This is a genomic window from Pseudomonas sp. BIOMIG1BAC, assembly GCF_001705995.2.
Taxonomy (GTDB): Bacteria; Pseudomonadota; Gammaproteobacteria; order Pseudomonadales; family Pseudomonadaceae; genus Aquipseudomonas; species Aquipseudomonas sessilinigenes.
Map to the genome: position 1 here is coordinate 3258778 of NZ_CP049045.1, position 22049 is coordinate 3280826.

Annotated in this window: 15 protein-coding genes; 1 reads left to right on the plus strand and 14 read right to left on the minus strand. The window is 63.3% G+C overall.

From position 1 onward, the window contains the following. Positions 1-60 precede the first annotated feature (60 nt). The 14 genes from ATY02_RS15545 to ATY02_RS15610 all read right to left on the minus strand — a co-directional run bounded on the left by ATY02_RS15545 (position 61) and on the right by ATY02_RS15610 (position 20100). Entirely contained in the window at positions 61-1485 is a 1425-nt protein-coding gene (locus ATY02_RS15545) for an MFS transporter (RefSeq protein ID WP_068580013.1), read from the minus strand. Positions 1486-1556: 71 nt separating this feature from the next. Next, on the minus strand, positions 1557-2141 hold the full coding sequence (locus tag ATY02_RS15550) for an aminodeoxychorismate/anthranilate synthase component II (protein ID WP_068580010.1): 585 nt from the start codon (positions 2139-2141) through the stop codon (positions 1557-1559). Then, a complete protein-coding gene (locus tag ATY02_RS15555) occupies positions 2138-3538 on the minus strand; it encodes an anthranilate synthase component I family protein (protein WP_068580008.1) in 1401 nt (466 codons plus the stop codon). The genes ATY02_RS15550 and ATY02_RS15555 overlap by 4 nt, the downstream gene beginning before the upstream one ends. Then, the gene (locus ATY02_RS15560; RefSeq protein WP_068580006.1) at positions 3535-4860 is read right to left on the minus strand and encodes a phenylacetate--CoA ligase family protein; all 1326 of its coding nucleotides are present in this window, start codon (positions 4858-4860) and stop codon (positions 3535-3537) included. Before ATY02_RS15560 ends, ATY02_RS15555 begins: the two co-directional genes overlap by 4 nt. Next, positions 4857-10358, minus strand: coding sequence for a non-ribosomal peptide synthetase (locus tag ATY02_RS15565; RefSeq protein WP_228022289.1), 5502 nt, complete (start codon positions 10356-10358; stop codon positions 4857-4859). The genes ATY02_RS15560 and ATY02_RS15565 overlap by 4 nt, the downstream gene beginning before the upstream one ends. Positions 10359-10392: 34 nt before the next feature. Next, positions 10393-11511: a DNA glycosylase AlkZ-like family protein gene (locus ATY02_RS15570; RefSeq protein ID WP_068580002.1), complete on the minus strand. Its 1119-nt coding sequence runs from the start codon at positions 11509-11511 to the stop codon at positions 10393-10395. 39 nt (positions 11512-11550) lie between these two features. Beyond that, positions 11551-12285, minus strand: a complete 735-nt coding sequence (locus tag ATY02_RS15575; RefSeq protein ID WP_068580001.1) for a flavodoxin family protein — start codon at positions 12283-12285, stop codon at positions 11551-11553. A gap of 87 nt (positions 12286-12372) precedes the next feature. Beyond that, positions 12373-13728 (minus strand): serine hydroxymethyltransferase, encoded by a 1356-nt coding sequence (gene glyA, locus ATY02_RS15580; RefSeq protein WP_068580000.1) that lies wholly within the window; start codon positions 13726-13728, stop codon positions 12373-12375. Continuing rightward, the gene (locus ATY02_RS15585; RefSeq protein WP_068579999.1) at positions 13725-14726 is read right to left on the minus strand and encodes an alpha/beta fold hydrolase; all 1002 of its coding nucleotides are present in this window, start codon (positions 14724-14726) and stop codon (positions 13725-13727) included. The genes glyA and ATY02_RS15585 overlap by 4 nt, the downstream gene beginning before the upstream one ends. Then, a complete protein-coding gene (locus ATY02_RS15590) occupies positions 14719-15786 on the minus strand; it encodes a hypothetical protein (RefSeq protein ID WP_068579997.1) in 1068 nt (355 codons plus the stop codon). The genes ATY02_RS15585 and ATY02_RS15590 overlap by 8 nt, the downstream gene beginning before the upstream one ends. 756 nt (positions 15787-16542) lie before the next feature. Beyond that, complete coding sequence (locus ATY02_RS15595) at positions 16543-17112, minus strand: DJ-1/PfpI family protein (protein WP_068579993.1); 570 nt, start codon at positions 17110-17112, stop codon at positions 16543-16545. Between the two features lie 236 nt (positions 17113-17348). After that, the gene (locus ATY02_RS15600; RefSeq protein WP_068579990.1) at positions 17349-18605 is read right to left on the minus strand and encodes a hypothetical protein; all 1257 of its coding nucleotides are present in this window, start codon (positions 18603-18605) and stop codon (positions 17349-17351) included. After that, positions 18602-19639, minus strand: coding sequence for a DegT/DnrJ/EryC1/StrS family aminotransferase (locus ATY02_RS15605; RefSeq protein ID WP_068579988.1), 1038 nt, complete (start codon positions 19637-19639; stop codon positions 18602-18604). The genes ATY02_RS15600 and ATY02_RS15605 overlap by 4 nt, the downstream gene beginning before the upstream one ends. Beyond that, positions 19591-20100 (minus strand): hypothetical protein, encoded by a 510-nt coding sequence (locus ATY02_RS15610; RefSeq protein ID WP_068579986.1) that lies wholly within the window; start codon positions 20098-20100, stop codon positions 19591-19593. Before ATY02_RS15610 ends, ATY02_RS15605 begins: the two co-directional genes overlap by 49 nt. 958 nt (positions 20101-21058) lie before the next feature. On the opposite strand from ATY02_RS15610, the gene ATY02_RS15615 reads away from it, so the two are divergent. Further along, positions 21059-21640, plus strand: a complete 582-nt coding sequence (locus ATY02_RS15615; RefSeq protein ID WP_068579985.1) for a hypothetical protein — start codon at positions 21059-21061, stop codon at positions 21638-21640. Positions 21641-22049 lie beyond the last annotated feature (409 nt).

Here is a 22049-nt window from a genome sequence, read left to right on the forward strand (position 1 = left end):
AAGCGTCGCGAGTGGTCCCTTGAAGGGAGGGATCAGGTAGTTCTGATGCATGACGATAACCTATGCCTGTGGGCTCGATGGGGCGGGCTCCAGAGCCAGGGCGTTGCGCCCGGCCCAGATCAGCAAGGCACCACCGAACATCGCCAGGGCCGACAGTGCGAAAGCGCTGACGAAACCGTTGGCGGCAATGGTCGGCGCACCGCTGTTATCGGAGACAGCTAGGGCCACGGCAGCCAGCGAGCTGACGCCAAACACCTGGAACAACTGCTGGATGGTGGTGGTGATGCCCGAGCCGGCACCGGCGTCTGCCTCACTGAGGTCACTGGTGGCCAGCGACTGTGCAACCGGTGCGACACAACCAAAGCCAATGGAGGTCACCAGCATGGCGGGGAACATGCCCAGCCAGTAGCTGTGCAGGGGCACGCCAAAGGCAAACAGGGCAAAACCCACTGCCGAGGTCATCAGGCCCACGACCGCTGCGGTCTGCGGGCTCCAACGCTGCATGACGAACTGGCAAAGGAAGATCCCAGGGAAGAAGCCCAGGCAGAACGGCAGCCAGGCCAGGCCAGTCTGCATCGGACTCAGGCCGAGGTATTCCTGCAGCAACAGCACGCCCAGGTAGAACAAGGCACCGGAGGTCGCGGCCAGGATGGCCACGATGGCGTAGCCGGCCAGGCGCGGCGAGCGGGTCATCAGGCGAGCAGGAACGATGCCGTTTTCCGAGCGCTTGCAACGACGCAGTACCAGGGCGATGCCCAGCAGGCCCAGCACCAGGAGTGCTACCCGTTGTCCAGGCAGGTGCTCGACGCCGGAGCCCATCACGGCCATGACGGTCGCGGCGACGGCCACCACCAGGATCAAGGCGTTGCCCAGGTCCAGAGGAGTGGAAACGCGATGGGCGAACTTGGGAATCATGACCATGGTGGCGACGATCAGCAGCAGGACGACCGGTACGTTGATCCCGAAGACCCAGCGCCAGGACAGGTAGTGAGTCAGTACGCCGGACAGCAGCACGCCGATGATCGAGCCCAGGCCGCCCAATGCCGCCCAGATGCCAAACGCCTTGCCGCGTTCAGGGCCGGAAGGAAACAGCAGCGACACCATGGCCAGGCCGGTGGCCGACGCCAGGGCTTCACCCACCCCTTGTCCGGCACGGCTGATGATCAGCACCGTGGCATCCTGGGCGAAGGTCGCCAGCAAGGAAAATGCACCGAAGATCACCACGCCGACCTGGAAGGTGCGACGTACGCCAAAGGCGTCGCCGATGCGTCCGCCCAGCAGCAGGAGCGATCCGGCGGTGATGAGGTAGGCATTGACTACCCAGGTCAGGGACCCATCCGTGAGCCCCAGTTCGTGCTTGATGCGTGGCAGTGCCACGTTCACCACGGTGGCATCCAGCAGCAGGATCAGCTGGATGATCGAGATGACAGCCAGTGCCTGCCATCGTTTTTCATTGAGCGTTGCATTCTCGGGTGTTTGAGTCATGTCTATCCAATCCTTAGATGTAATGGGTGTCGGCCGGCATCCGGCCGGCACCCAGGTTTTTCCTCGAGCGATCAGCTCATGGCGTTGACGCTGGCCAGGGCCAGCGAGTTACGGATCATTTGAATTCCGTAGTCGGTACCAATGCTCTCGGGGTGAAACTGCACGCTTTCAATTGGCCGGGTACGGTGCCGCGCCGCCATGTTCACGCCATCGTCCGAATAGGCCGTGGCCATCAGGGCGGTGGGCGTTGGCGGCTCGGTGATCGCCAGCGAGTGATAGCGCACCACGGTGAGCGCCGAAGGCACATCCTGGAAAATGCCCTTGGCGTCGTGGTGGACCTGGGCGTACTTGCCATGTTCGGTGGTAGGCGCACGAGTGAGCTTCCAGCCAAAATGTTCGCCCAGTGCCTGGTGCCCCAGGCAGACACCAAAAATAGCCTGCTGTTCATCCATCGCACGAATTATCTGCGGGTAACCATGGTCCTCGGGAGTACCCGGGCCGGGTCCCAGGACCAGCAACTGCGGTTGCCACTGCCGATAGTGGGCAAGCGGGTCGTCGTTGACGCGAACGACCTTGGTCTGCGCACCGGCGGCCGAATAGTACTGCTCGATGACATAGACGAAGCTGTCGAAGGCGTCGATTAGCATCACTTTCATGCGCAGGCCCCCATCGCTCGGGAAAACGAACGGATCTTCGCTCCCGCCTCGTTCCATTCGTCCTCGGCCCGGGAGTCGGCGACGACGCCGGCGGCAGCCTGCAGTACGTAGTGCCCGGCATTACCGACGATCGTACGGATCGTCAGCGCCAGCACCGCGCTGTTGGCCCCGGTGATGTAGCCGGCACAACCGGTGTAGAGCCCGCGAGTGGTGCCTTCCAGTTCGGCGATGATCTCCATGGCCCGGACCTTGGGGGCACCGGTCATGGTGCCCGCCGGGAAGTTGGCCACGATCAGGTCCCAGACATCGCAGTGCTCGCGCACCCGGGTTTCCACGGTCGAGACCAGGTGCAGCAGGGACCCATAGGTGTCCTGCTGCATGAACGAGCTCACCTGCACGCCCCCGGGGACGGCGCAGCGAGCCAGGTCGTTGCGCGCCAGGTCCACGAGCATCAGGTGCTCGGCGGCTTCCTTGGGAATCTTGTCCAGCGCGTTGCCACGCAGGTCCCCCCGACTCATGGTCCCGGCGATGGGGCGGACCTGGGCCACGCCGTCCTGGAGGCGGATCATCAGCTCGGGGCTCGATGACACGACATGCAGGTCGGCAAGGTCCAGGTAGTACATGTAGGGCGCCGGGTTGACCGATGCCAGGCGTTCGTAGAGATCCACCGGGGCGATCGACGCATTCGAGACCGCCCGGCGACACAGCTGCACCTGGTAGATATCACCAGAACGGATGTACTCCTTGGCCCGGGAAACGGCCGCGCAGAACCCTTCGCGATCGGTGACATCCTCGACCACGGCGCTGTCCACGGCGAGGCCAGGCGCCGATGCCGCAGGCGGCTGGCGAAGCACCTCGAACAGGGCCTCAAGGTCCGCACCCGCATTCGCGTCGGCGTTGAGCACATCGATCCGCGCCGGGCCTTGAGGGGCTTCGTAGCGGACCACATGCCGGTAGACCCGTACCAGCACTTCCGGCACATCCTGCTCGATGGCCATTCCCGGCAGGTTCTCGACGAAGCGCGCGGCGCTGTAGCCCAGGGCCAGTACCAGTGGAAAACCCTCAGGCAGCGCCAGGGTCTGGGCCACGCGCCGCAGGCGTTCGCACAGGCTCGACTGTGGATCGTTGAGTACCTGCTCGCAGGCCGCCAGGGCCCATTCGAAGGGCTCGCTGGCCGACAGGTGCCAGGCACCATTGACCAGCTTGAACTCCAGCAGAAGGTCGATCATGAAGGTGGTCTGGTTGCCGTCGACCGGCAGGAATCCCGCACCGGTCTCGAACAGCGCCGGGCAGGGATAGAGCCCGAGCAAGCCGCGGCGCACCCGGGCGACCGGCGCTGCGTCGGCGACCTCGTGATGCTCCACGCTCCACAGGGGGATGGCTTGTAATGAACTCACAGGGCCGACTCCCGTTGGTCGCGGATACGGGCGTGCTTCCAGGAGATGTAGGCCCCGGTCTCGGTCCGTGGGTCCAGGCTCTGTTCCAGTTGCAACTGGACCGAGGTGCCGAACTGGCTGGCCATCTGTTCCTGTACCTGGGCCACCGAGCGCTCGCCGATACCCGCCACCATCGATACCTCGACATGGTCACTGCCATCGCTGGCGGTGCGGATCTTGACCTCGTAGCCAGAGACCCACTCGGCGGCACCCAGCACCGCCGATTCGATCAGTGCCGGCACCACCTGGCGACCGCCCAGGGTCATCACATCACCCACCCGGCCAAAGACCCGCAGGCAACGGGAGCGATTGCCGCACCCGCATTCCTCGGCCGAATGCAGCCGCGCCAGGTCGCCGGTGCGATAGCGGATCAGCGGCTTGGCCCCGGGCACGAGCATCGTCAGGCACAACTCGCCCACATCGCCCTCCATGCCCGGGACCGGGAGAATCTCCGCCAGGTAGTTGGTTTCGGAGAAGTGCAGGTTGCCGTTGGCGCAGCCGGTGGCCACCGCATGGGCTTCCTGGGAGCCGTACAGGCCATGGGTGCAATGGGCGTTCCAGACCCGGGCGATATTGCTCAGCATCTGTGGCGTGCACAGCTCGCCCAGCACCATGATCTGGCCTACTGCGGTCTCGCGCGGATCGATGCCCTGGCTTACATAGAGGCGGGCCAGGGCCAGGGCCACGGCGGGCGAGCAAATCAGCGAGCGTACGCCCAGGTCGCTGATCAACTGGGCGGCCTTGGCCAGGCCGACCCGTGGGCTTTCCGGCCACAGCCGCACATAGGGAATCCCCAGGTTGCGGCAGACTTCGCCATAGGTATCGCCGAATGCATACAACTCCGACGGACCCATGATCGCCGTCAGGGCGTTGGTGGTGCCGAAGGTCGATTGGTACAGGTCGGCGACGGCCTTCTGTACATAGGCTCCACTGGTCTCGACATCGATCGCGGCTCGAGGGCAGGGGGTCGGCAGCCCGGTGGTCCCGGTGGTCTCGTAGTACACCGCGATCTGGTCGAATGGCAGGCTGCAAACCGAGCGGCCCACGCAGCGCAAGTCATCCTTGGTGGTGAAGGGAACGCCATCCAGCGCCGGCAGGGCACTGGGGCTGCCGGCTTGCGAGCGCAGGTGCCCGGCATAGAATGCCGAGCGCTCCTGGACATAGTCCAAGACTTCCCGGGCCCGCGACTGCCCCTTGGTCTCCAGTTCCTGTGGCGTGGTACGCCCCTCCAGATAAGCGTCCACATCGTCCAGCCATTGCTGGTGCAGGGCGTCCTTGATCATGGCTGGCTCCCCGCGTTCAGGCTGCTGGCGAACTCACTGATGGTCTCGGTGAGCATGAGGTTTTCCAGGGGCACGGCGATGGACAGCTGGGACTCGAGTTCGATCTTGATCTTCATCGCCGACAGCGAATCGCCGCCCAGGTCGAAGAAGTTGTCCTCGGGCAGTATTACCGGCTCCTCCAGATGACTGGCGATGACTCGGATCACGGTGCGCAGGATGGTTTGCGGAGTCTTGCTATTGGAGTCTTTCATGTCATTCCTCAGGAGTTCACGCAGGGCAAGTACATCCACCTTGCCGTTCTTCGACAGGGGCAATTGGGTCAGCGGCTGGACAGACTTCGGCACCATGTAGGCAGGCAGCCGCAGGGTCAGGGCCTGGGTGATTGCCGAGGCCAGGTCCGGCTCGCCGACATACACCAGGGCGATCTGCTTGGGATGCCCGTCCGGGCCCGGCAGCGCTACGGCGCAGGCTCGCGAGACGCCGGGGCAGGACTCGGCCACGCTCTCGATTTCACCCAGCTCGATACGCAGGCCGTTGAGTTTGATCTGGTTGTCGATACGCCCCAGGATCTCGATCTCACCGTTGGGCAGGTAGCGTCCCAGGTCGCCGGTGCGGTACATGCGTCGCCCGCTGCGCGGATGCTGGACAAAGGCCTTGCGGGTCAGCTCCGGTTGGCCGATGTAGCCGCAGGCCAGGGAGATATCGCTTTCCACCAGCATTTCCCCGGGAACCCAGTCCGGGCAATCGGTCCAGTCGCCGGCGATGATGTGATAAGCCGAGTTGCGCATTGGCGCGCCGTAGATCACCGAACGCACCAGTTGGCCTTCCTGCTCGTCGATCTCGTGCAGCACCGACCAGTTGGTGGTCTCGGTAGGGCCGCCGCAGGAGTACAGCCGCGCCTGCGGATACAGCGCCCTGGCCCGTGGCAGCAACGGCATGGGGATCCAGTCGCCCGCCATGACGATGTTGGCCAGCGACTCCACCGCCGAGAAGCTGCGCGCGGTCTCTGCAACGCTGCACAGCAGGTCCATGATGGCCGGCACGCAAGCCCAGAACGTCACGCCGTGGCGACGCTGCAGGCGTAGCCAGGCATCCGGGTCGGGCCCTGCCGCCTGGGCGGGCACCACCACCGAGCCGCCATGCAGCAGGGGGCCGAAGATATCGAAGACCGACATGTCGAAATGCAGCGCGGCTGTGGCCAGGTGGCGGGCTGAGGCGTCCAGGCCGAAGCGCTCGACGACGTCGTACACATGGTTGACCACCGCCACCTCGGGAATCTCGACGCCCTTGGGGTTGCCGGTGGAGCCGGAGGTGAAGATCACGTACGGCGAGTAGTCCGCCGCCAGCGGCGCCAGTGTCAGGTCAGTGTGCTGCTGGGCCCAGGCGCGCAGGTCCTGCTCCGCCAGCACCAGTCGCTGTACCTGCTCGGGCAACTGGGTATCGGCGCCTGCGATGACCGTGGTCACCCCGGCCTGGGACAACACCGAGCGGATACGCTCGGACGGCAGGTCGATATCCACCGGTACATAACCGACCCCGGCCAGCAAGCAGCCGTAGACGGCTGCGTAGTGCCCGCTGCCCTTGGGCAGCACGATCCCGACGAAGCGCTCGCCAGGCGTATGGGCTTGCTGGATCATCGCGGCGATCCGGGTCGCGGCCCGGCCGATCTCGCCCCAGCTGTAGCTGCCCAGGGTATCGATGACGGCGACTTCTTCGGCGCGCTCGGCAACCCGTGCCAGCAGCAGGTCACGCAGATGGACGGGCGGTACAGGGGCCTGGGTCGCGTTCACCGCGTCGCGCACTTCGATCTGTGCACCAGGGCGCAGGTCGAGCCAGGTGCGTTGCCAGATCTCGCTGTCGTCCGCCAATTGCTGCAACAGGGTGCAGAAGGCACCGAACATCGCTTCCACAACCTCGGGGCGAATGACCCCGGTGAGGTAGTCCCATTTGAAGTACAAGGTGCCTTCGGACTCGCGCAGCTGCACATCCAGGGTGACTTGGGGCGTCTGCGAAACGCCGTAGACTTCCTGGCCAAGACGGGCCGCGTCGTGGCGCCCGGGGTGTCCGAGCAGGCTGGTGAGGACGATTGGCATCAGCGGCGCACCGCCGCTGCGCCGGACCCGGGCCAACTCGCGCAGCACTTCGACGCCGTTGAACAGCCGGTGGTCCAGCGCCTGCCAGATGGCGCCTTGCAATTGCTGGCCGCGAGCCTCCAGGGTATCGCCGGCGGCGGTTTCGTAGGGCACCAGCAGGGTATTGGTGAAGTCCCCGACGACCTGGTCGATATCGGCGCTGACCGGCATCCGGTCGGAGACCGGGAAGTTCAGGGTGAACCGATCCTCTTCGCTCCAGCAGCGCAACACTTCGCACAAGGCCAGTGCAACCACCCCGGATGGCGAGATGTTGCGGGCCTGGGCCTTGGCCTGGAGTCGTTCCCAGGCAGCGACGGCGAGAGTGCCTTCGTGCCGTTCGAAGCGCGACTGGCCCTCGAACTCTCCCGGCTCCAGCTGCGGCAGGCGCGGTGCCGCCGGCAGATGGTTGATCTTGTCCAGCCAGTATTCGCGATCGGCCTGGTACTGGGCGCTCTTGAGCACCAGTTGGCGATAAGCGACGTAGTCGTGGAAGCTGGTCTGGAGCACCGGCAACTGCGGCTCGTCTTCCAGGTAGAGGTCGATCAGGTCAGGGATGATCACCTGGAAAATCGACCAGGCGTCGGCGATCAGCATGTCGATGCACAGGTGCACGCGACTGGTGGCGGCGCTGATGCGGCTGATGCGGAACTGGAACAGCGGCCACTGGGTGGTGCCGATTTCTTCGTTGGCCATGCGTTCACGGACCCGATCGATCTCGAGTTCGATCTGGTCTGCCTCCATGGCGCTCAGGTCGACGAACTCCACCGCCTGGGTCCCGTCGACATCGCCGATACTCTGGCGACCGCTGGCGTCGATGGTCATGCGCAGCATCGGATGGCGCTCGACCAGCAAGCCCACGGCCCGGGTGAAGCGCTCGCGATCCAGGGCTTCGACTTCCCACTCGAAGTAGCCCTGGCAACCGACGCCGCCGTAGTCGTAGAACGAGCCGCGGCCGATCCACAAGGCCTGCTGGCTTTCATTGAGTTCGAATGGCAGCAGTTGCTGCTGCGCCGGCAGGTGCTCGAACTTCGGCAACTGGGTATCACGCGAGGCGTTGGCCAGGCGGACCAGGTTCGCCAGTACCGGCTCCTCGAGGAATGCCCCCATCTGTACATGGATGCCGTGCTTGCAGGCCAGCTCGCCGACCATGCGCAAGGCGCGCAGGGAGTCGCCGCCGGCGTCGAAGAAGCTCGACTCCAGGGTCGCTTCTTCGCACAGCGTCCAGGCCAGCCAGCAATCACGTACGGCGTGGTCTGCCTGGGTCACCGGGACAAACAGGGTCTGGTTCGCATCGCGTTCGATGGGGCCGACCTGCAGTGCGCTGTAGTCGACCTTGCCGTTGCGTCCCAGGGGCAGGGCGCCGGTCACGATCTGGCCAGGCTGCGCGGCCGGGTGCAGGCGGGTGGCCAGGTGCTTGCGCACCTGGGCGACCACCTCCACGGCGTCCGGCGCCAGCTCCAGGAACAAGGCCAGGGTCGCGCCCAGGTCGTTGCTCAAGCAGTTGGCCGCGGCCTTCACCACGCCCGGTACTTGCAGCGCGGTGATCTCCAGTTCGGTCAGGTCGACCCGATGTCCGCGGATCTTGACCACCGAGTCGGTGCGTCCGAAGATTTCCACGGTGCCATCGGCGGCCATCCGTGCCCGATCGCCGGTGCTGTATTGCAGGGGGGACGTGGTATCCAGGGTGTTGCCACGAAACGCTTTCTTCGTGTCCTCGGGGTTCACGTAGCCCACCGACAGCGTCTCGCCGGTGATGATCAGCTCGCCCACGCAACGCGCCGCCAGTTGCTGGCCATGGCGGTCGACCACGTACATCTGGGCGCCGGGAATCGCCCGTCCTACCGAGGGCAGCAGGGTGCGGCGCGGGGCACTCAGGTCTTCGATGGAAACCACCGCCGCCTCTGCCGAACCATAGACATTGATCACCCGATAGCCCAGGTCGGTGGGTGGCCATTGCTTGCAGCGTTCACCGGCGATCAGCATGGTGCGCAGGCCGGTGCGGATTCCCGTGGCCCACAGCGCTTCGGCGATGGAGGTCATGGCCAGGGTATGGTTCATGTCGCCTTCGAGCAGCCAGCGTGCCAGCAGGTTGACGTCCTGCAGCACCTGCGGGCCCGGAATGCAGACGGTGCCGCCAGCGCACAGGACCGGCAACGGATCGACCTCGACCATTCCGTAGCCCGGCGACGACAGCCAGGAGCCGCGACTGTGCTCGTCCAGCCCGGCCTGTTCGATAATGGCATCCAGGGTAGCGGCCATCCCGCGATAGGACAGGCACACGGCCTTGGGCCGCCCGGTGCTGCCGGAGGTGCCGGCGATAAAGCAGGCTTCGTTGGTCGTCTCGACCCACTTGCCATGTTCCCAGTCGACGTGGCTGGGGCGTACCTGCACCTTGTCGATATCCAACTGCGGATAGGTCACCAGGTCCCGGGCCCGTTCGCTGGTGCTGCCAGCGGTCAGGACCGCATGCGGAGTGCATTCTTCGATAAAGGCGCGGATGCGTTCATCGGGGTGGGCCGGGTCGATCAGTACGCAGGTGCCCCCCATGCGCTGCACAGCGATGATCGAGGCCAGGTGTTGCCAGCCGCGCTCCAGGAACAGCGCCAGGCGCGGGCTCGAGCGGCGGGAAGTGACGCGTTCGCGGATGTGCTGGACCAGCGCCTCGGAGGCGTCCCAGAGCTCGGCGTAGGTCAGGCTACGGCCGCTGTTGTCGTCCACGATCGCCACCGCCGACGGCTTGCTCTGTACATGGCGGTAGATGCGCTCCACGAGAAATTCACGGGGGGCGGTTTCCTCAGGAACCGGGCAGGCAGGCTGCAGCGCAGCCGCCGGCAGGGCCTTGGGATCGAGTACCCGGGCGCAGGCGAAGTGCACCAGCTCAAGCAGTTCCAGGCGCATGGCCGGTGTCATGCGATCGCTGCGTACCGATAGCTGGCAGCGACCTTCCTGCACCAGTAGCCAGACCGGGGATTGCGCCTGTGGCAGGTGGGTGCCATCGCTGATCTCGATGTCGGCGCGCACGGCTGGCTCGCCCTGGGCCGCTTCGGCGTCAGCGCGCAACTGGGCGATATAGGCCCGGGCGTCTTCTGCCAGGTTCAGAGCGGTGCCATCGACGCCCAGCTGCAATGACTTGCCGTCTGCGTGGACTCCCAGGACGACTCGGCCTTCGGGGCTGAGCAGCGAGCCCAGGATCGCAGCGACCGTTGTCAGGTCGTTCATGCTGGCCGCCAGGCCAGGGGGCAGGGCAAGGTCTTCCTGCTCCCGGGTGTCGCTGGCCGGTTGTCCGGCCGCCGGGCTTGCGAACGCGTCCCACAGGCTGCGCTCGTTGCCTGGCAGCGCTGGTGCTTCGGGGGGTAGTGATGTCATGTCGTCCCTCATCTTGTTCGTGCCTTCCCTGTTGTCACGCTGTTGTTGTGTTCTGGATTTCATGAAAAGCCCCGATCTGTTGCGCCAGTAGCGAGGCCGCTTCAAGTACGGCTTCGCGCTCCTGGTCGGCGAGTGTCGAGGCATCGACGCTAAGGGAGCGCTTGCTGCCCTTGGCCGCGGTGTTCCAGGTGGCGACCGCGCGGCCGCCGATGAGCACCACCGGCCGGCCGTTCCCGGCCGAGTCGTAGCCGCCGACCCGTTCCAGCCCCAGGCAGGCGCGCTGCCTCGAACCCGGGGCATAACCCATTACCAGGGGGTCCCAGGCCGGCAGGAAGCGAATCTGCGCGCTTGCCGGGGAGGTGGTGCTTTGGATGAATTGTTCAAGACGTGCCAGTCCCGCCTGGCTGTGCCACATCTGGTCGGCGATCTGGCAGGCTGCGCAGGCTTGAAGCAGCGTGCGTGCGGTTTCCTTCGAAACCCCGAGCCACCAGGCCAGGTCATCGACGGTGACCGGTCCGTAGTGCTCGAGGTAGCGCGCGGCCAGATCGCGCTGCAGCTGGTCGCGGTCCAGGGGGACGCCATCACCGGGCAGCAAGCCTTCCGGAGCGGCGGAGTAAAGCCAGCGGCTGGACCATTGGTTCGTCGCCGGGACACGCACCAGCGCGCCGTCATAGGCGGCGACCGATGTCACCGCACGGGCCTGGGGCCCCGGCAGGTCCAGTTGTTTGCCGATGTCTGACAGGTTCAGGGTGGCGCCGGTGCCCAGCGCGACCAGTGCCGGTAGCAGTCGCCGGTAATCGTCCAGGCCGAGCCCGACGTCCCGCAGGCGCCACTCGTGGTTGGCCAGGGGCAAGCGGGTGGCGGCGAAGACCTTGGCCGCCAGTTCGCCGGGAAGCAGGAACTTGGAGCGTCGCATGCCGGGGATTCGTAGCAGGTCGCTGGCGTTTTCCATGGCCAGTACCGCCTTGCGATCGAGGTTGCGATTGCGCGCCATGACTGCCAGCCAACTGGTCGGTCGGGCCGAATAGACTCCGACATAGGCCTGGGCAATCTGTGCCACCGTTGCATCCGCCAGGCGCTCGAAGTGTTCCGCTACGATCCAGTCCCGCAGGAGGGCGTCGGTGAGGCCAACGCAGGTCGTTCTAATGCTCATAAGATTCTCGATAGCTATTGTGCCGTTGCGCTACGCAGCTCAGTCGCCAACCACATCGAAGTTGCAGTGCTGGGCGGCCTTGGCCTGGTACATGTCTGACTTGGCCGGAACGAAGAATTTGCCGTCCGTGCCCTCGCGATGGCGTTCCCCGGGCACCGAGACCTGCAGTACCGGCTGGCCTGTGAGCCGTTCGTGCTCGCGCAGCAGGCGGGTCATGGAGACCATGCGATCGAGCATCCGGCGCAGCATTTCCATGCCTTCCTTGTCGCCCAGGACTTCGCCTTTCTTGTCGCCCACCAGCATCGCCGGGAAGCCGTAGCCGACCATGATCATGCGGTTGAGCAGGGCGCACTGGAGCATCTGGTTGTAGACCTCCACGTGCCCCATGCGCCGGCCAGTCACCATGACCCCGGCGACCTTGTTGGTGAGGGTGCGATCGTGGCGCAGGAATCCGGTTCCGACCCGTTCCAGGAACGCCGACATCAATGGGGTTGCGCCAAAGCCATGGACCGCGCAGGCAAAGATCACGCCATCGCTCTCTTCCATGAGTCGCACGGCGCGGGCGGCGTCATCCTTCTGCGCGCAAGGCTCGTTGCGAAAGTTGCAGTCGCCGCAGGCCCCACAGGGGTCGATCTTGGCGCTGGCCAGTGAAAAGACCTCGAGGATCACATCCTGCTTCTCCAGGTACTCGGCTGCCCACTCCAGTGCCCTGGCATTGTTGCCATCCACCCGCTCCGAGCCATTGATGGCGACATACTTGATTTTGTCCGTCATGGTTTCTCTCTCCTTAGAGTTCGCATTTTCCGAGCACGGCGATCCTCGGACCGCCGTGCCATGTTTGCCGGGGTGCTGGTCGCGGCGTCAGTTGGCCAGGTAGTCAGCGATCGGATACTTCACGCACAGGGCCTCGGCTTCTGCACAGAACTGCTTGCGCAGCGCCGGGTCCAGGGTGAATTCGTTATCGCCCTGTGGGGTCACCTGGTCGAGGATCCGGCAGAGCAGGTCAACGATCTGCCGGCAGCCCTGCGCGTCGATATGACGTTGGGCCAGGGCCCCGGTGCCGATGCGCAGGCCGCTGGTGACGAAGGAAGAACGTGTCTCCCCGGGGATACGGTTCTTGTTGACGACGATGCCGCAGTGCTCCAGCGCGGCCTCGGCAATCGCGCCGGTCATGTTGGCGCGCAGGCGAATCAGGATGGTGTGGTTTTCGCTGCGTCCGCCCACCACTTCATAATCCCGGGCCTGGAACTCGCTGGCCATCACGTCGGCCGCGTCGCGGATGCGTTGCATCTCGGCATCGAACTCGGGGGTCATGGCGTAACCCAGCGCTGCGGCCTTGGCGGCCATCATGTTGACCGCCGGTGCGCCTTGCATCCTGGGGAACACTGCCAGCTCAAGCACTCGGGCGAAGGTCACGTCGCGGCCCGGGACCTTTTCATTGGCGTCGCGGCCCGAGAGGATCAGACCGCCACGGGGACCGGCGAGTTGCTTGTGGGTGCAGGTGGTGGTGACGTGCGCGGCGTCGATCGGGCTTGGGTGGCGTCCGGTCGCCACCAGGCCGGCGATGTGCGAGATGTCGGCCATCAGGATGGCACCGGCTTCATCGGCGATCCGCCGGAAACGATCGAAATCCACAACCCTGGAGTAGGCCGTGGCGCCGCAGATGATCAGGCGTGGCCGATGCTCCAGGGCCAGCCTGCGGACTTCGTCGTAGTCGATCAGGCCTTCCTTGGTGGTGCCGTAGCCGATGGCGTTGTAATAGGTGCCCGAGAAGGTCACGGGGCTGCCATGGGTCAGGTGGCCGCCGTTGTCCAGGGCCATGCCCAGCAGCGTGTCGCCTGGCTCCAGGAGGGCGGCGAGGACTGAATAGTTGGCGCTGGAGGCCGAGTGCGACTGGACGCCGGCATATTGCGCACCGAACAGCTGCCGGGCACGTTGGATCGCCAGGGACTCGACCAGGTCCACGTTCTCGCAGCCTGCGTGATAGCGGCGTCCGGGCACGCCTTCGGCGGTGACGTTGACCAGCACGGAGGACGAAGCTGCCAAGGTGCGCGGCTTGACTGCGCAGCAAGAGGCGACCAGCGACAGGGTGCGCTGCTGGCGAGCGACCTCGGCATCGAGGATCTGCGCCAGTTCGGCGTCATGTTCCTGCAGGTCGGCCAAGCCACGCTTGAGCAGATCGGCTTGGGTGAGAAGTGGTTGATGATTGACTGTCATTGCTTGCTATCCCTTCCATTGGTGTTGTGTGCTGCGAACGCCAGCACGGTTTCCTCGACTTCGTGCGCGTGGGTGCGTACGAAGTAATGCCCGCCACCGGCCAGGGTGGCGGCTTGGGTGACATCGATGAACTGGCTCCAGTGTTCCAGCACGGTTTCGGGTTCGGCGGTGGCCGGGTCTTGATCCCCCAGCAGCACCAGTGCCGGTACGTCGCGTGCCGGGTACTGCGCCAGGTAGCGATAGGCTTCGCAGGCGACCAGGTGGTCCCTGCGTCCGCGTGCCAGCATGCTCTCGACCTGGGTGTCCAACAGCCCGGTAAAGGCGCCCAGCGAACGCAGGTAATCGGTCCAGGTCTGGTCGGACGTGACTTCGGCGGCGCGTATCGCCGCGTCTGCATCCAGCACCGGGCGCGAGGCGGCCACGACCAGTGACAATCCCTTGTGGCTGTCAGCCATGCTGGAGGCCAGGCACGCGGCAGTGGCTGCCCCGGCGCAATGGCCATAGATCACCAGTCGCTTGGCACCGATGCCTTCGATCTGAGTGGCCAGGGTATCGAGCAGGGCATGGAAGTCCGAGGCATCCTCGACTTCGAAGTCACCGAAATCCACACCGAAGACCTGTACCTCCTGCTGGCCCTGGAACAGGTTGCGATAGGCCGTGGCATCGCCGCCGCCGAAAGGCACGGCAACCACGGCGGTCGCTCCGGCTGCGGCCTGGGCATCGCCAAAACACACCAGGCGCGCGGCTTGTCGAGTAGCTTCGCTGAGGATGCGCCGGGCCAGGTCGGTAGCCGTCGGATGCTCGAAAAGCGTCACGATGGGCAGGTTGCAAGACAAGCGCGACATCACCCGGATCGCGTCGAAGGAGTCGCCGCCGAGGTTGAAGAAATTGTCTGCCTGGCCCACATGGGGCAGCTTGAGCACCTCGGCGAAAATGGCAGAGACGCGAGCCACTTCATCGGCGAGGATTTGTTCATCGAACTGGATGTTTTCAGTCATTCCATTCACTCCTATCCATAAGTACATCAGCGAGTTCATTGATCAGGTTGGTGGCGCCAGCGGCGTCGCAGAACGGCCCTTCGATCTCCAGGAACCACTGCGCAGGCCCCGTGCGCCGTATTTCGATGCCCACCGGGAATGTGGCACTCATCACCTGGGAGGCCGGGATGCCGCGCTTGGCCGCGCCATTGATGAACAGCTCGCTGGTGCGGCAGCAATCCAGTGCCTGGCGTGCGGCTGGGCAGCGGCGAGCACGGGCCTCAAGGCTGGTTTGCCCGGGGAACAACGGCGCTTGGAGAGGCGCGAGCGAGAGCGGGACCAGGCCGGTCATCATGCCGATGGCGTCTTGTTGCTGGGCTGGGCGCCAGTCACGGGAGGAACACAGGGTGTTGCCCTCGGCGATGACTCCAGCCCGTTGCAGATAGGCCAGCAGGGTCGCCATGGGGTGCTTGTCGGCATTGCTGGCGGCAACGTCCAGGGTGCGTTGCAGGCTCATGCGCGGCCTTTGGGCGTCGAAGGCCAGGCGTCCGGTTTGCAGCAGGCGCACAGGTGTCATCGGTGGCGCCGTCGGGAGGGAACCTCCAGGGGCAGTCTGTTCGGGCCGGGCCTGGGCCTGGACATAGGCCTCGTAGAATCCATGCCCCTGGCGCATCTGTGCCAGGGCCGAATCGCTGTCCTCGGCTTGCAGCAGGCGCGCCAGGATCTGCAGGCTGTGTTCGTCGGCCAGGCCATGATGGATCGACAGGAAACACTGTGTTCCGCTGTCAGTGGCGAGGTGGCCGGCGGCAAACAGCGCAGTGCCGGATCTGACAGCTATCTGGACTTTGCGCAGGGCCTCATCAGCGCTGCTCCCGCAAACCTCGAGCACCTTGAGGTAACGGCCCAGTTCTTCGCCCCAGCCGGCGTTCAGCAGTTGGCGCAAGGGTTCCAGGTTCGGTAGTACGGCGTCCTTGAGCGGGATGACCGTGGAAACTTCCTGGGCAAGTCCGGTGTAGAGGCCCTGGGCAACCATGGCCTTGGCTTCGACGCTGAACCTGGCATCGGCCAGGGCTTGTACCATGCCTGATGGTTCAAGCGGCTCATTGAACGAGCCTGTAGCTGTTACTTTTGACATGTTCGATTCTCGGCGCGCAGGGGTTATCCGGCGGCGGTTTCGATCCAATGGCGAGCGCATTTGCAGATGCCCACGCTCCTCCCGACCAGCAGGAAAGTCATTGGGCACGCACAGTTCATCTACGACAGTCTGAATCGCTCATGTCGTAGAAATGCGTCGGTTTTTAATGGGTCTCGAGCGGGCCGATCAGTTTCTGAGGCGCGCGCAAAGGAGGGAGCCTGACGGAATGTCGGGCAGGGTTCCGAGGGGGAGGGGGGCGTTTACTGCGGTTAGCCGCTCATGGGCGCAGGTGCTGAGGACAAAGGTTGCAAGGGGGGCTGGCAGGTTCCGGACAACAATATCGGCAAACAAATACATTAAGCCATTCCTTAGCTCGGGTAGGAAAAATGTCGCCGTTGAGGCGATCTAAATAAAGCATCCTTTGACACGGCTCCAAGCTCATCCTGATGGAGCCCAGGGTAAACCCCTACATGTCACGAGGGAAAACCTTAGTAGGTAATGTCGTAAGCGCAAGTAAGTTTTTTCCTATTTGTAAAAAAAAATTATCAGGACGCTCTAGCTCGCGGTTTTGCCACCGAAAAAAATCTGCAGCGAGTATCAAGGGCAGTAGCGGGGGAATGGATCAATGCTTCTAGTGTTACAGCCAGATAACAGGCCGTAGCACCAGAAGCGGGGGAAATCCGAGGCGGGCGCTGAAGCTCTTCAGCAGTGAATGTGTTCCGCGGCGTGCATGGCCAGGTAGGCATCGAGTTTCTGGTCGTTCAGGCCCAAGGTGTTAAGAATTTGCGCCATGAAGCTGACAGGCGCGCTGCCAGGGGCAGTGACCACCCCATGGTCGGCAACGGCATAGGGTACGTCCTCGTAATAGTCCGCCCCGCGGTAATGCACCTGCTTCAGGTTCTCGGCAGAGTTGGAGGTATGTTGCAGGTGATCCAGCACTCCCGCCTGGGCCAGGACCCGGGTGCCATCGCAGATGCCCGCCACCACGATCTTCTTGGCATGGGCCGCGCGTACCAGTGCCTCGATCTCAGGTGCCTGGTCGGTTTTCCAAATAGGGCCTCCGGTCACGATCAGCAGGTCCACCTCTTCCAGGTCGATCGCTTCGATGGCCAGGTTCGGGACGATGATCATTCCGCCGGATGAGGTCAGTTGCTTACCGCCGGGGGCTGCGAAGCGAGTGTCGAAACCATAGTAGGCCCGACCGGTGGAGTTGATGAGCGCGGGTTCCCAGTCGGAGAAATTCTCGGTGAGAATAGTGACGGCACGTACCATTTGAGTGTCCTTCTCAAGTATCCATGATGATCAGCAATGGCCCAGGGGATCGCCCTACAGCGCATTGCCATCGAGTGTAGACGCCGGTGAATGGCAGGTCCGAGTATCGGCAGGATACAGCCGGTTCGACAATGACAGTGGTCAAATGGCTGTCAGGTTCACGATTGAAATCAACGGGATGACGTTTTGAGCAGGCATCATGGCTGATGCACCGTCGTGGGACGGACGCTGCTGCATCAGGGGCAGGCTGGCGTCTGGTTGCGCAAAGGGCGGCAGGCTTCTTCCAGGGTGGCGCGCAACGCCTGGCACAGGCGCTGGGGGTCGCCGTCCTGGCGGAAGCTGGCGACCTGGCGTTGCAGTTCGGCAAAGCAGGGCCCCTCGGCGCTCCTTGCCAGGCTCACGCGTGGGTCGGGCTGGATGTAGCGCGAGTCGTCCGGGGCCAGGTACAAGCCGTTGAGGTTCTGGTAGTCGGCATCGATCCAGGCATACAAGTGATGCGCGAAATGTTCGGCAAACCGATAGCGACCGAAGTCCATCACCTGCAATTGCAATGGCGCGGTGCTGGACGGCCCGGCCAGTTGCACGTTGACGCCATCGATCAGCAGGGGCCTGTCCCCGTTATCCGCCAGCAGGCGTTGTAGCGTTTGGGCCACCTGGTCACTGACCGGCAGCGCTTGGTCATCGCGTCGTACCTGCAACTCGCCGTCCTCCCGGCAAACCAGGAAACGCACGGCGCCACAGCTGCTGGCGGTCAAGCCATAACGCCGCAGCAGCAGTTCGGCCTGCATCAGCGCCCCGGCCAGTTCGGCGCCTTGCCAGTAGCGTTGCCATTGGCACCGCGGGCGGGTACAGGGGCGGCGCAGTAGCAGCACCGCTGGCTCCGGCGGACGCCCGTCATGCCACAAGGCGTCGAAGCCCAGGTCGATCAGGGCATAGGCCGGCAGCGGTGTGATTGCGCCACCGGCATGCTTCATGGCGGCGAACACCAGGTGTTCCATCAGCACCTCGTGCACCGCTTCGGCCAGCGTCAACAAACCGTTGGAGTTAGGCAGCACGGGGGCTTCGTCCGGCGGTACGCCGATGCCCTTGATGTCGAACAGCACCTGTTCGCTGCCCGGCACGCACAGCACCGCGGCCCGGCCATAGCGAGGCGGGCGCCAGGCCGTGACTTGTCGATTATCGCGGGCGATTGGCGTGTTGATGCCTTGCGCCGACGCTTGGCTAGTGGAGACATAAGCGGCGTTGTGTAGCAGCCAGCGGTCGATGGCGGCGTGCTGGGAAAGGCCCGGAACGGGCTCCCAGAGGGCGTCAAAATCGGCGCGAATGGCCGGGTAGTTGGCGAACACTACGCGCGCATTGGCCACCCCGAGCACCTGTTCTGCCTCCAGCGCCTGGCCACTGCCGGCGTAGTCGGCCAGCTGGCGCACCCGGGGGCCGCCAGCGAAGGGCTGGTCCAGGTCGTGGGATGGTTCAAATGCGACGGGACTGTTCATCGAGAGTCTCCGGCCCAGGCATCAAGGTGCCCGGGGTGATCGAGGGCGGTGAGGGGGTCCAGCAGGACCCAGTTGCGGTGAAGCTCCAGGCTGGTTTGCGGTCCCTGGGCCACCTCGCCCCGGTTGCGCAGCATGGGCAGCTCGCGCAGCGCGGCCGAGGCCGGGGCACAGACACCCAGGGCGTCAGCATGGGGGCTGTAGCGCAGGCGTTCGAACAGCGGCAGCTCACGGGTGCGGATCGGGATGAACTGCCCGTTGAGCGTCGGTGATCCTTCCACGGCCCAGGGTTCCAGGCCGTAATCGCGCAAGCGCGCCAGCAGCCCGGGCATTTGCTGCCGCAGTCGCTGGCTGCGGGCTTGGGCCCGTGCGATGGCGGGCATCAACGCCGGCAAGGCATGAATCGACAAGGCTGGGCTCGACGCTGGAAAAGCGCGGGCTCGCTGGCCCGGCGACCAGACGTCGATATCGCCATCCACCGGTGTGTCACCGAACAGCGCGCCACCGCCGCCAATGTCCAGCGCCTTGCCATGGCCAAGGGAGGTGATCACCCGCGAGGCGCCGGGGCGGTCGAGGTCCCAGGCCCCGGCACTGTCTTCGATGATTGGTAGCTGCTCGCCCAGTAATCGGCGCAAGGCCGGGATGTCACAGGGCAAGCCGTATTGGTGGACCGCAATGACCGCGTCCAGGCCATTGACGTGGGGGGCCAGGGCCTCGCGGCTGAGCAACAGTTCGGCGGCGTTCTCGATAATTACTGGCACTGCGCCGACATTGAGAACGGCGGCGACCACCTGATGGCAGGTGGCCGCGGGAACCGCGACCCGCCAGGTGGTGGTGGCACCCAATTGGCGCAGTGCCAGTTCCAGCGCCGCGGTGCCGGACCCGAGCAAGGCGCCATGGCGTCGCCTATAAAACTGCGCGAGCCAGGACGAGCACGGCAGTCGATCGGCCTCCCGTGCCCGCCACAGGCCATCGGCAGGACCCTGGGCTACTTGCACTTGTCCATGGCGCAGGCGGTCATCGCCTCGACCTTGCATTTATCCATGGCGCAGGCGGTCAGGGCTTCGACCTTGCATTTGTCCATGGCGCACGCGGTCAGGGCTTCGACCTTGCATTTGTCCATAGCGCAGGCGGTGAGGGCTTCGACTTTGCACTTGTCCATGGCGCAGGCGGTCATCGCCTCGACCTTGCATTTGTCCATGGCGCAAGCCGTCAGGGCCTCGGCCCGGGGGCCACCGATGCGCCAGCTGGTGAATTTGCTTTCCGGCAGCGAGCCGCGCTTGACCACGTCCAAATGCAGGGTGCGGGCATCATGGTCGTTGCACTCGAGGAGAATCTCGTCCTCGGCGACCGCAAAGTGATCGTGCAGCAGGCAGAGTCCAAAGCGATCCAGGTTGCCGTGGCGCTCCAGTAGCTCGTGCAGGTCATTGATGAATTGCGCATCAGACGCCCCCAGTGGCATGGCTTCGTCAAAGGAGGGATTGGTGTGTCCGTTCATAAGGTGTACTCCAATATGTTTGATTTGAACTGGTCATCTTCATCAACAGTGCGCGCTAGGTTTGTGCCTCATGTACCTCCTTGTTCCGGTGGAACCTTGCTGGCCGATACCCCAAGGGGCTCAATGCTGAGCAGCGCTGGCCGGTTGTCCGATGCCATCGTGCCCAATGCCAGTTGCGATCATTGGCACTGAAGGCACGCAGGGTCAGGTCGACCCGGGCGTTGCCCTGTACCGAGGCGCTAGTAAAGGCCGGGGGACTGTTCAAAGTGGCCACCGGCAACAGCAGGGCCGCCGCCAGCCTGTCCTTTGCGTATGGGGCATGATTCAGTGGGCTAAACCGAGTGAGAGTCTAGGTCCGCTTCTTCGTCTGTCGAGGTGGGGGAGGAGGCGCCAAGCAGGTGTTTTCTCCACTCTGGTGATGCTCCTGTGGCCGTCTGCTCAGGGCTACAGATCACGTTATTTCAAGGCCTTAGGTCTGATCGCGCGACCAATGCCGAATGCCGCTAATAGCGTTTTGTAATCACCCTTGCGACAAAATGGTTGGTCACACCCGGATGTCACTGGGATCGGACGTGCCTTTCAAGGCATGCAGGTGTGCAGGCAAAGCAGCGCAGTGACAGGCGCAGAATCTCAAAGGGTAGGGGTTAGGAGGCTGCAGATTTGAGGGTTTTGATATAACTCAACTAAATGAATATTTAGTTGAGTTGTTTTTAATATTCAAATTATAGGGGCAGGGTAGTTCACTTGGTGATTCTTACAATGTACTGCAGTGGTTATAGTTGGCTCGGAAGTTGGCATTGAAATTCCATATACGCAGCCTGCAAGCATCTGCTGTCAACCAGCAAGGTGCGAGCTGAAATAAATTTGATAAAGGGCAGATCGAAGCTATCCTCACCAAGGATCATGTTCTTGATCATTTATGAATACGTGCAGGATATATAGGCAGGAGCCAAGGGATATGACAGGGGAAGATCTAATTAAAGCTATAGTCAATAACGATGTTCTCAAATGGTTGAATGATTGTTTTTCTGTGCCGGTTCAAATGGGCTGCGCGGTTTACGGGAAGCCGCAAAATGACAATGACGGGAAAGTGATTGAAAAAAACAATTCCATGGATAAGGCAATCAAAGAGGCGATCGTATTTCTTGGTGCGAACTCGGAGACAGCTGTTTGGCACTTTGCTGTCATGAAACCAAAGGTTCACCACTTTGTCGTTATCCCTTGGTACAAGCAGTCAGCTCCTAACCAGGGGATTGTCTATACGGTATTCATGGCCTACGAAAATGAGTACATGATGGTTAACTATGTCAAGCATAACAGCCCGGCCCCTGGTACTAAAAAAGGCTACAAGGAAGTTTGGACAGCAAACGACCTGAAAACCATGCTCTCTGATTTACTTGTTGAGGGTAACGCCTGGGAAGAGTATTTCGGCAATGTCGGGGCCTCCCAGGCACAAGAAATTAAGTACTACAAATATAAAGAAATAACGTTGAACTCAGCAGTTGCCAGCGTGCAGGAATTTAGAAAGCGTTGTAGCTGATAAGCTACCAGGCCGCCTCATGCTCGGCCTCGGTTACCCAAAGCCCACCTTCAGTAGTGCGATGTGCCGGTGGGTTTTGGCCAGCAGTTTCTTGAGCCAGTTGTTCTCCAGCTCGATCTTTGGCAACGGTTGCGAATGTCGAGAGATGCCGCGACGTGTTCAGCAACGGTCGGTGTCGGTACGGGCCAAGCAGTTGAAAAATTTCCGTCCAGTGCTGGTGGAGCTCCGGATTGGCGGTCACCAGAAACAAGGGGCTCGGGTTTCGTTTGTCCTGGTCACATCGTCTAGGTCCAGGCGTGAGCTGCAGCAGAGTGATCGAGGTGTGGCTTCAAAATCTGCCGCCATTGGCCCTCAAGCCGATATATAAATATGGTGATAATAGGCGAGTTCAGAATCTGTTGCGCTGCCA

Excerpts from the sequence above, each read along its gene's own strand:
- ATY02_RS15545 (WP_068580013.1), bottom strand. The coding sequence starts at position 1,485 with ATGACTCAAACACCCGAGAATGCAACGCTCAATGAAAAACGATGGCAG.
- ATY02_RS15550 (WP_068580010.1), bottom strand. The coding sequence starts at position 2,141 with ATGAAAGTGATGCTAATCGACGCCTTCGACAGCTTCGTCTATGTCATC.
- ATY02_RS15560 (WP_068580006.1), bottom strand. The coding sequence starts at position 4,860 with ATGATCAAGGACGCCCTGCACCAGCAATGGCTGGACGATGTGGACGCT.
- ATY02_RS15565 (WP_228022289.1), bottom strand. The coding sequence starts at position 10,358 with ATGACATCACTACCCCCCGAAGCACCAGCGCTGCCAGGCAACGAGCGC.
- ATY02_RS15570 (WP_068580002.1), bottom strand. The coding sequence starts at position 11,511 with ATGAGCATTAGAACGACCTGCGTTGGCCTCACCGACGCCCTCCTGCGG.
- ATY02_RS15575 (WP_068580001.1), bottom strand. The coding sequence starts at position 12,285 with ATGACGGACAAAATCAAGTATGTCGCCATCAATGGCTCGGAGCGGGTG.
- glyA (WP_068580000.1), bottom strand. The coding sequence starts at position 13,728 with ATGACAGTCAATCATCAACCACTTCTCACCCAAGCCGATCTGCTCAAG.
- ATY02_RS15585 (WP_068579999.1), bottom strand. The coding sequence starts at position 14,726 with ATGACTGAAAACATCCAGTTCGATGAACAAATCCTCGCCGATGAAGTG.
- ATY02_RS15590 (WP_068579997.1), bottom strand. The coding sequence starts at position 15,786 with ATGGTACAAGCCCTGGCCGATGCCAGGTTCAGCGTCGAAGCCAAGGCC.
- ATY02_RS15595 (WP_068579993.1), bottom strand. The coding sequence starts at position 17,112 with ATGGTACGTGCCGTCACTATTCTCACCGAGAATTTCTCCGACTGGGAA.
- ATY02_RS15600 (WP_068579990.1), bottom strand. The coding sequence starts at position 18,605 with ATGAACAGTCCCGTCGCATTTGAACCATCCCACGACCTGGACCAGCCC.
- ATY02_RS15605 (WP_068579988.1), bottom strand. The coding sequence starts at position 19,639 with ATGCAAGGTCGAGGCGATGACCGCCTGCGCCATGGACAAGTGCAAGTA.
- ATY02_RS15610 (WP_068579986.1), bottom strand. The coding sequence starts at position 20,100 with ATGAACGGACACACCAATCCCTCCTTTGACGAAGCCATGCCACTGGGG.
- ATY02_RS15615 (WP_068579985.1), top strand. The coding sequence starts at position 21,059 with ATGACAGGGGAAGATCTAATTAAAGCTATAGTCAATAACGATGTTCTC.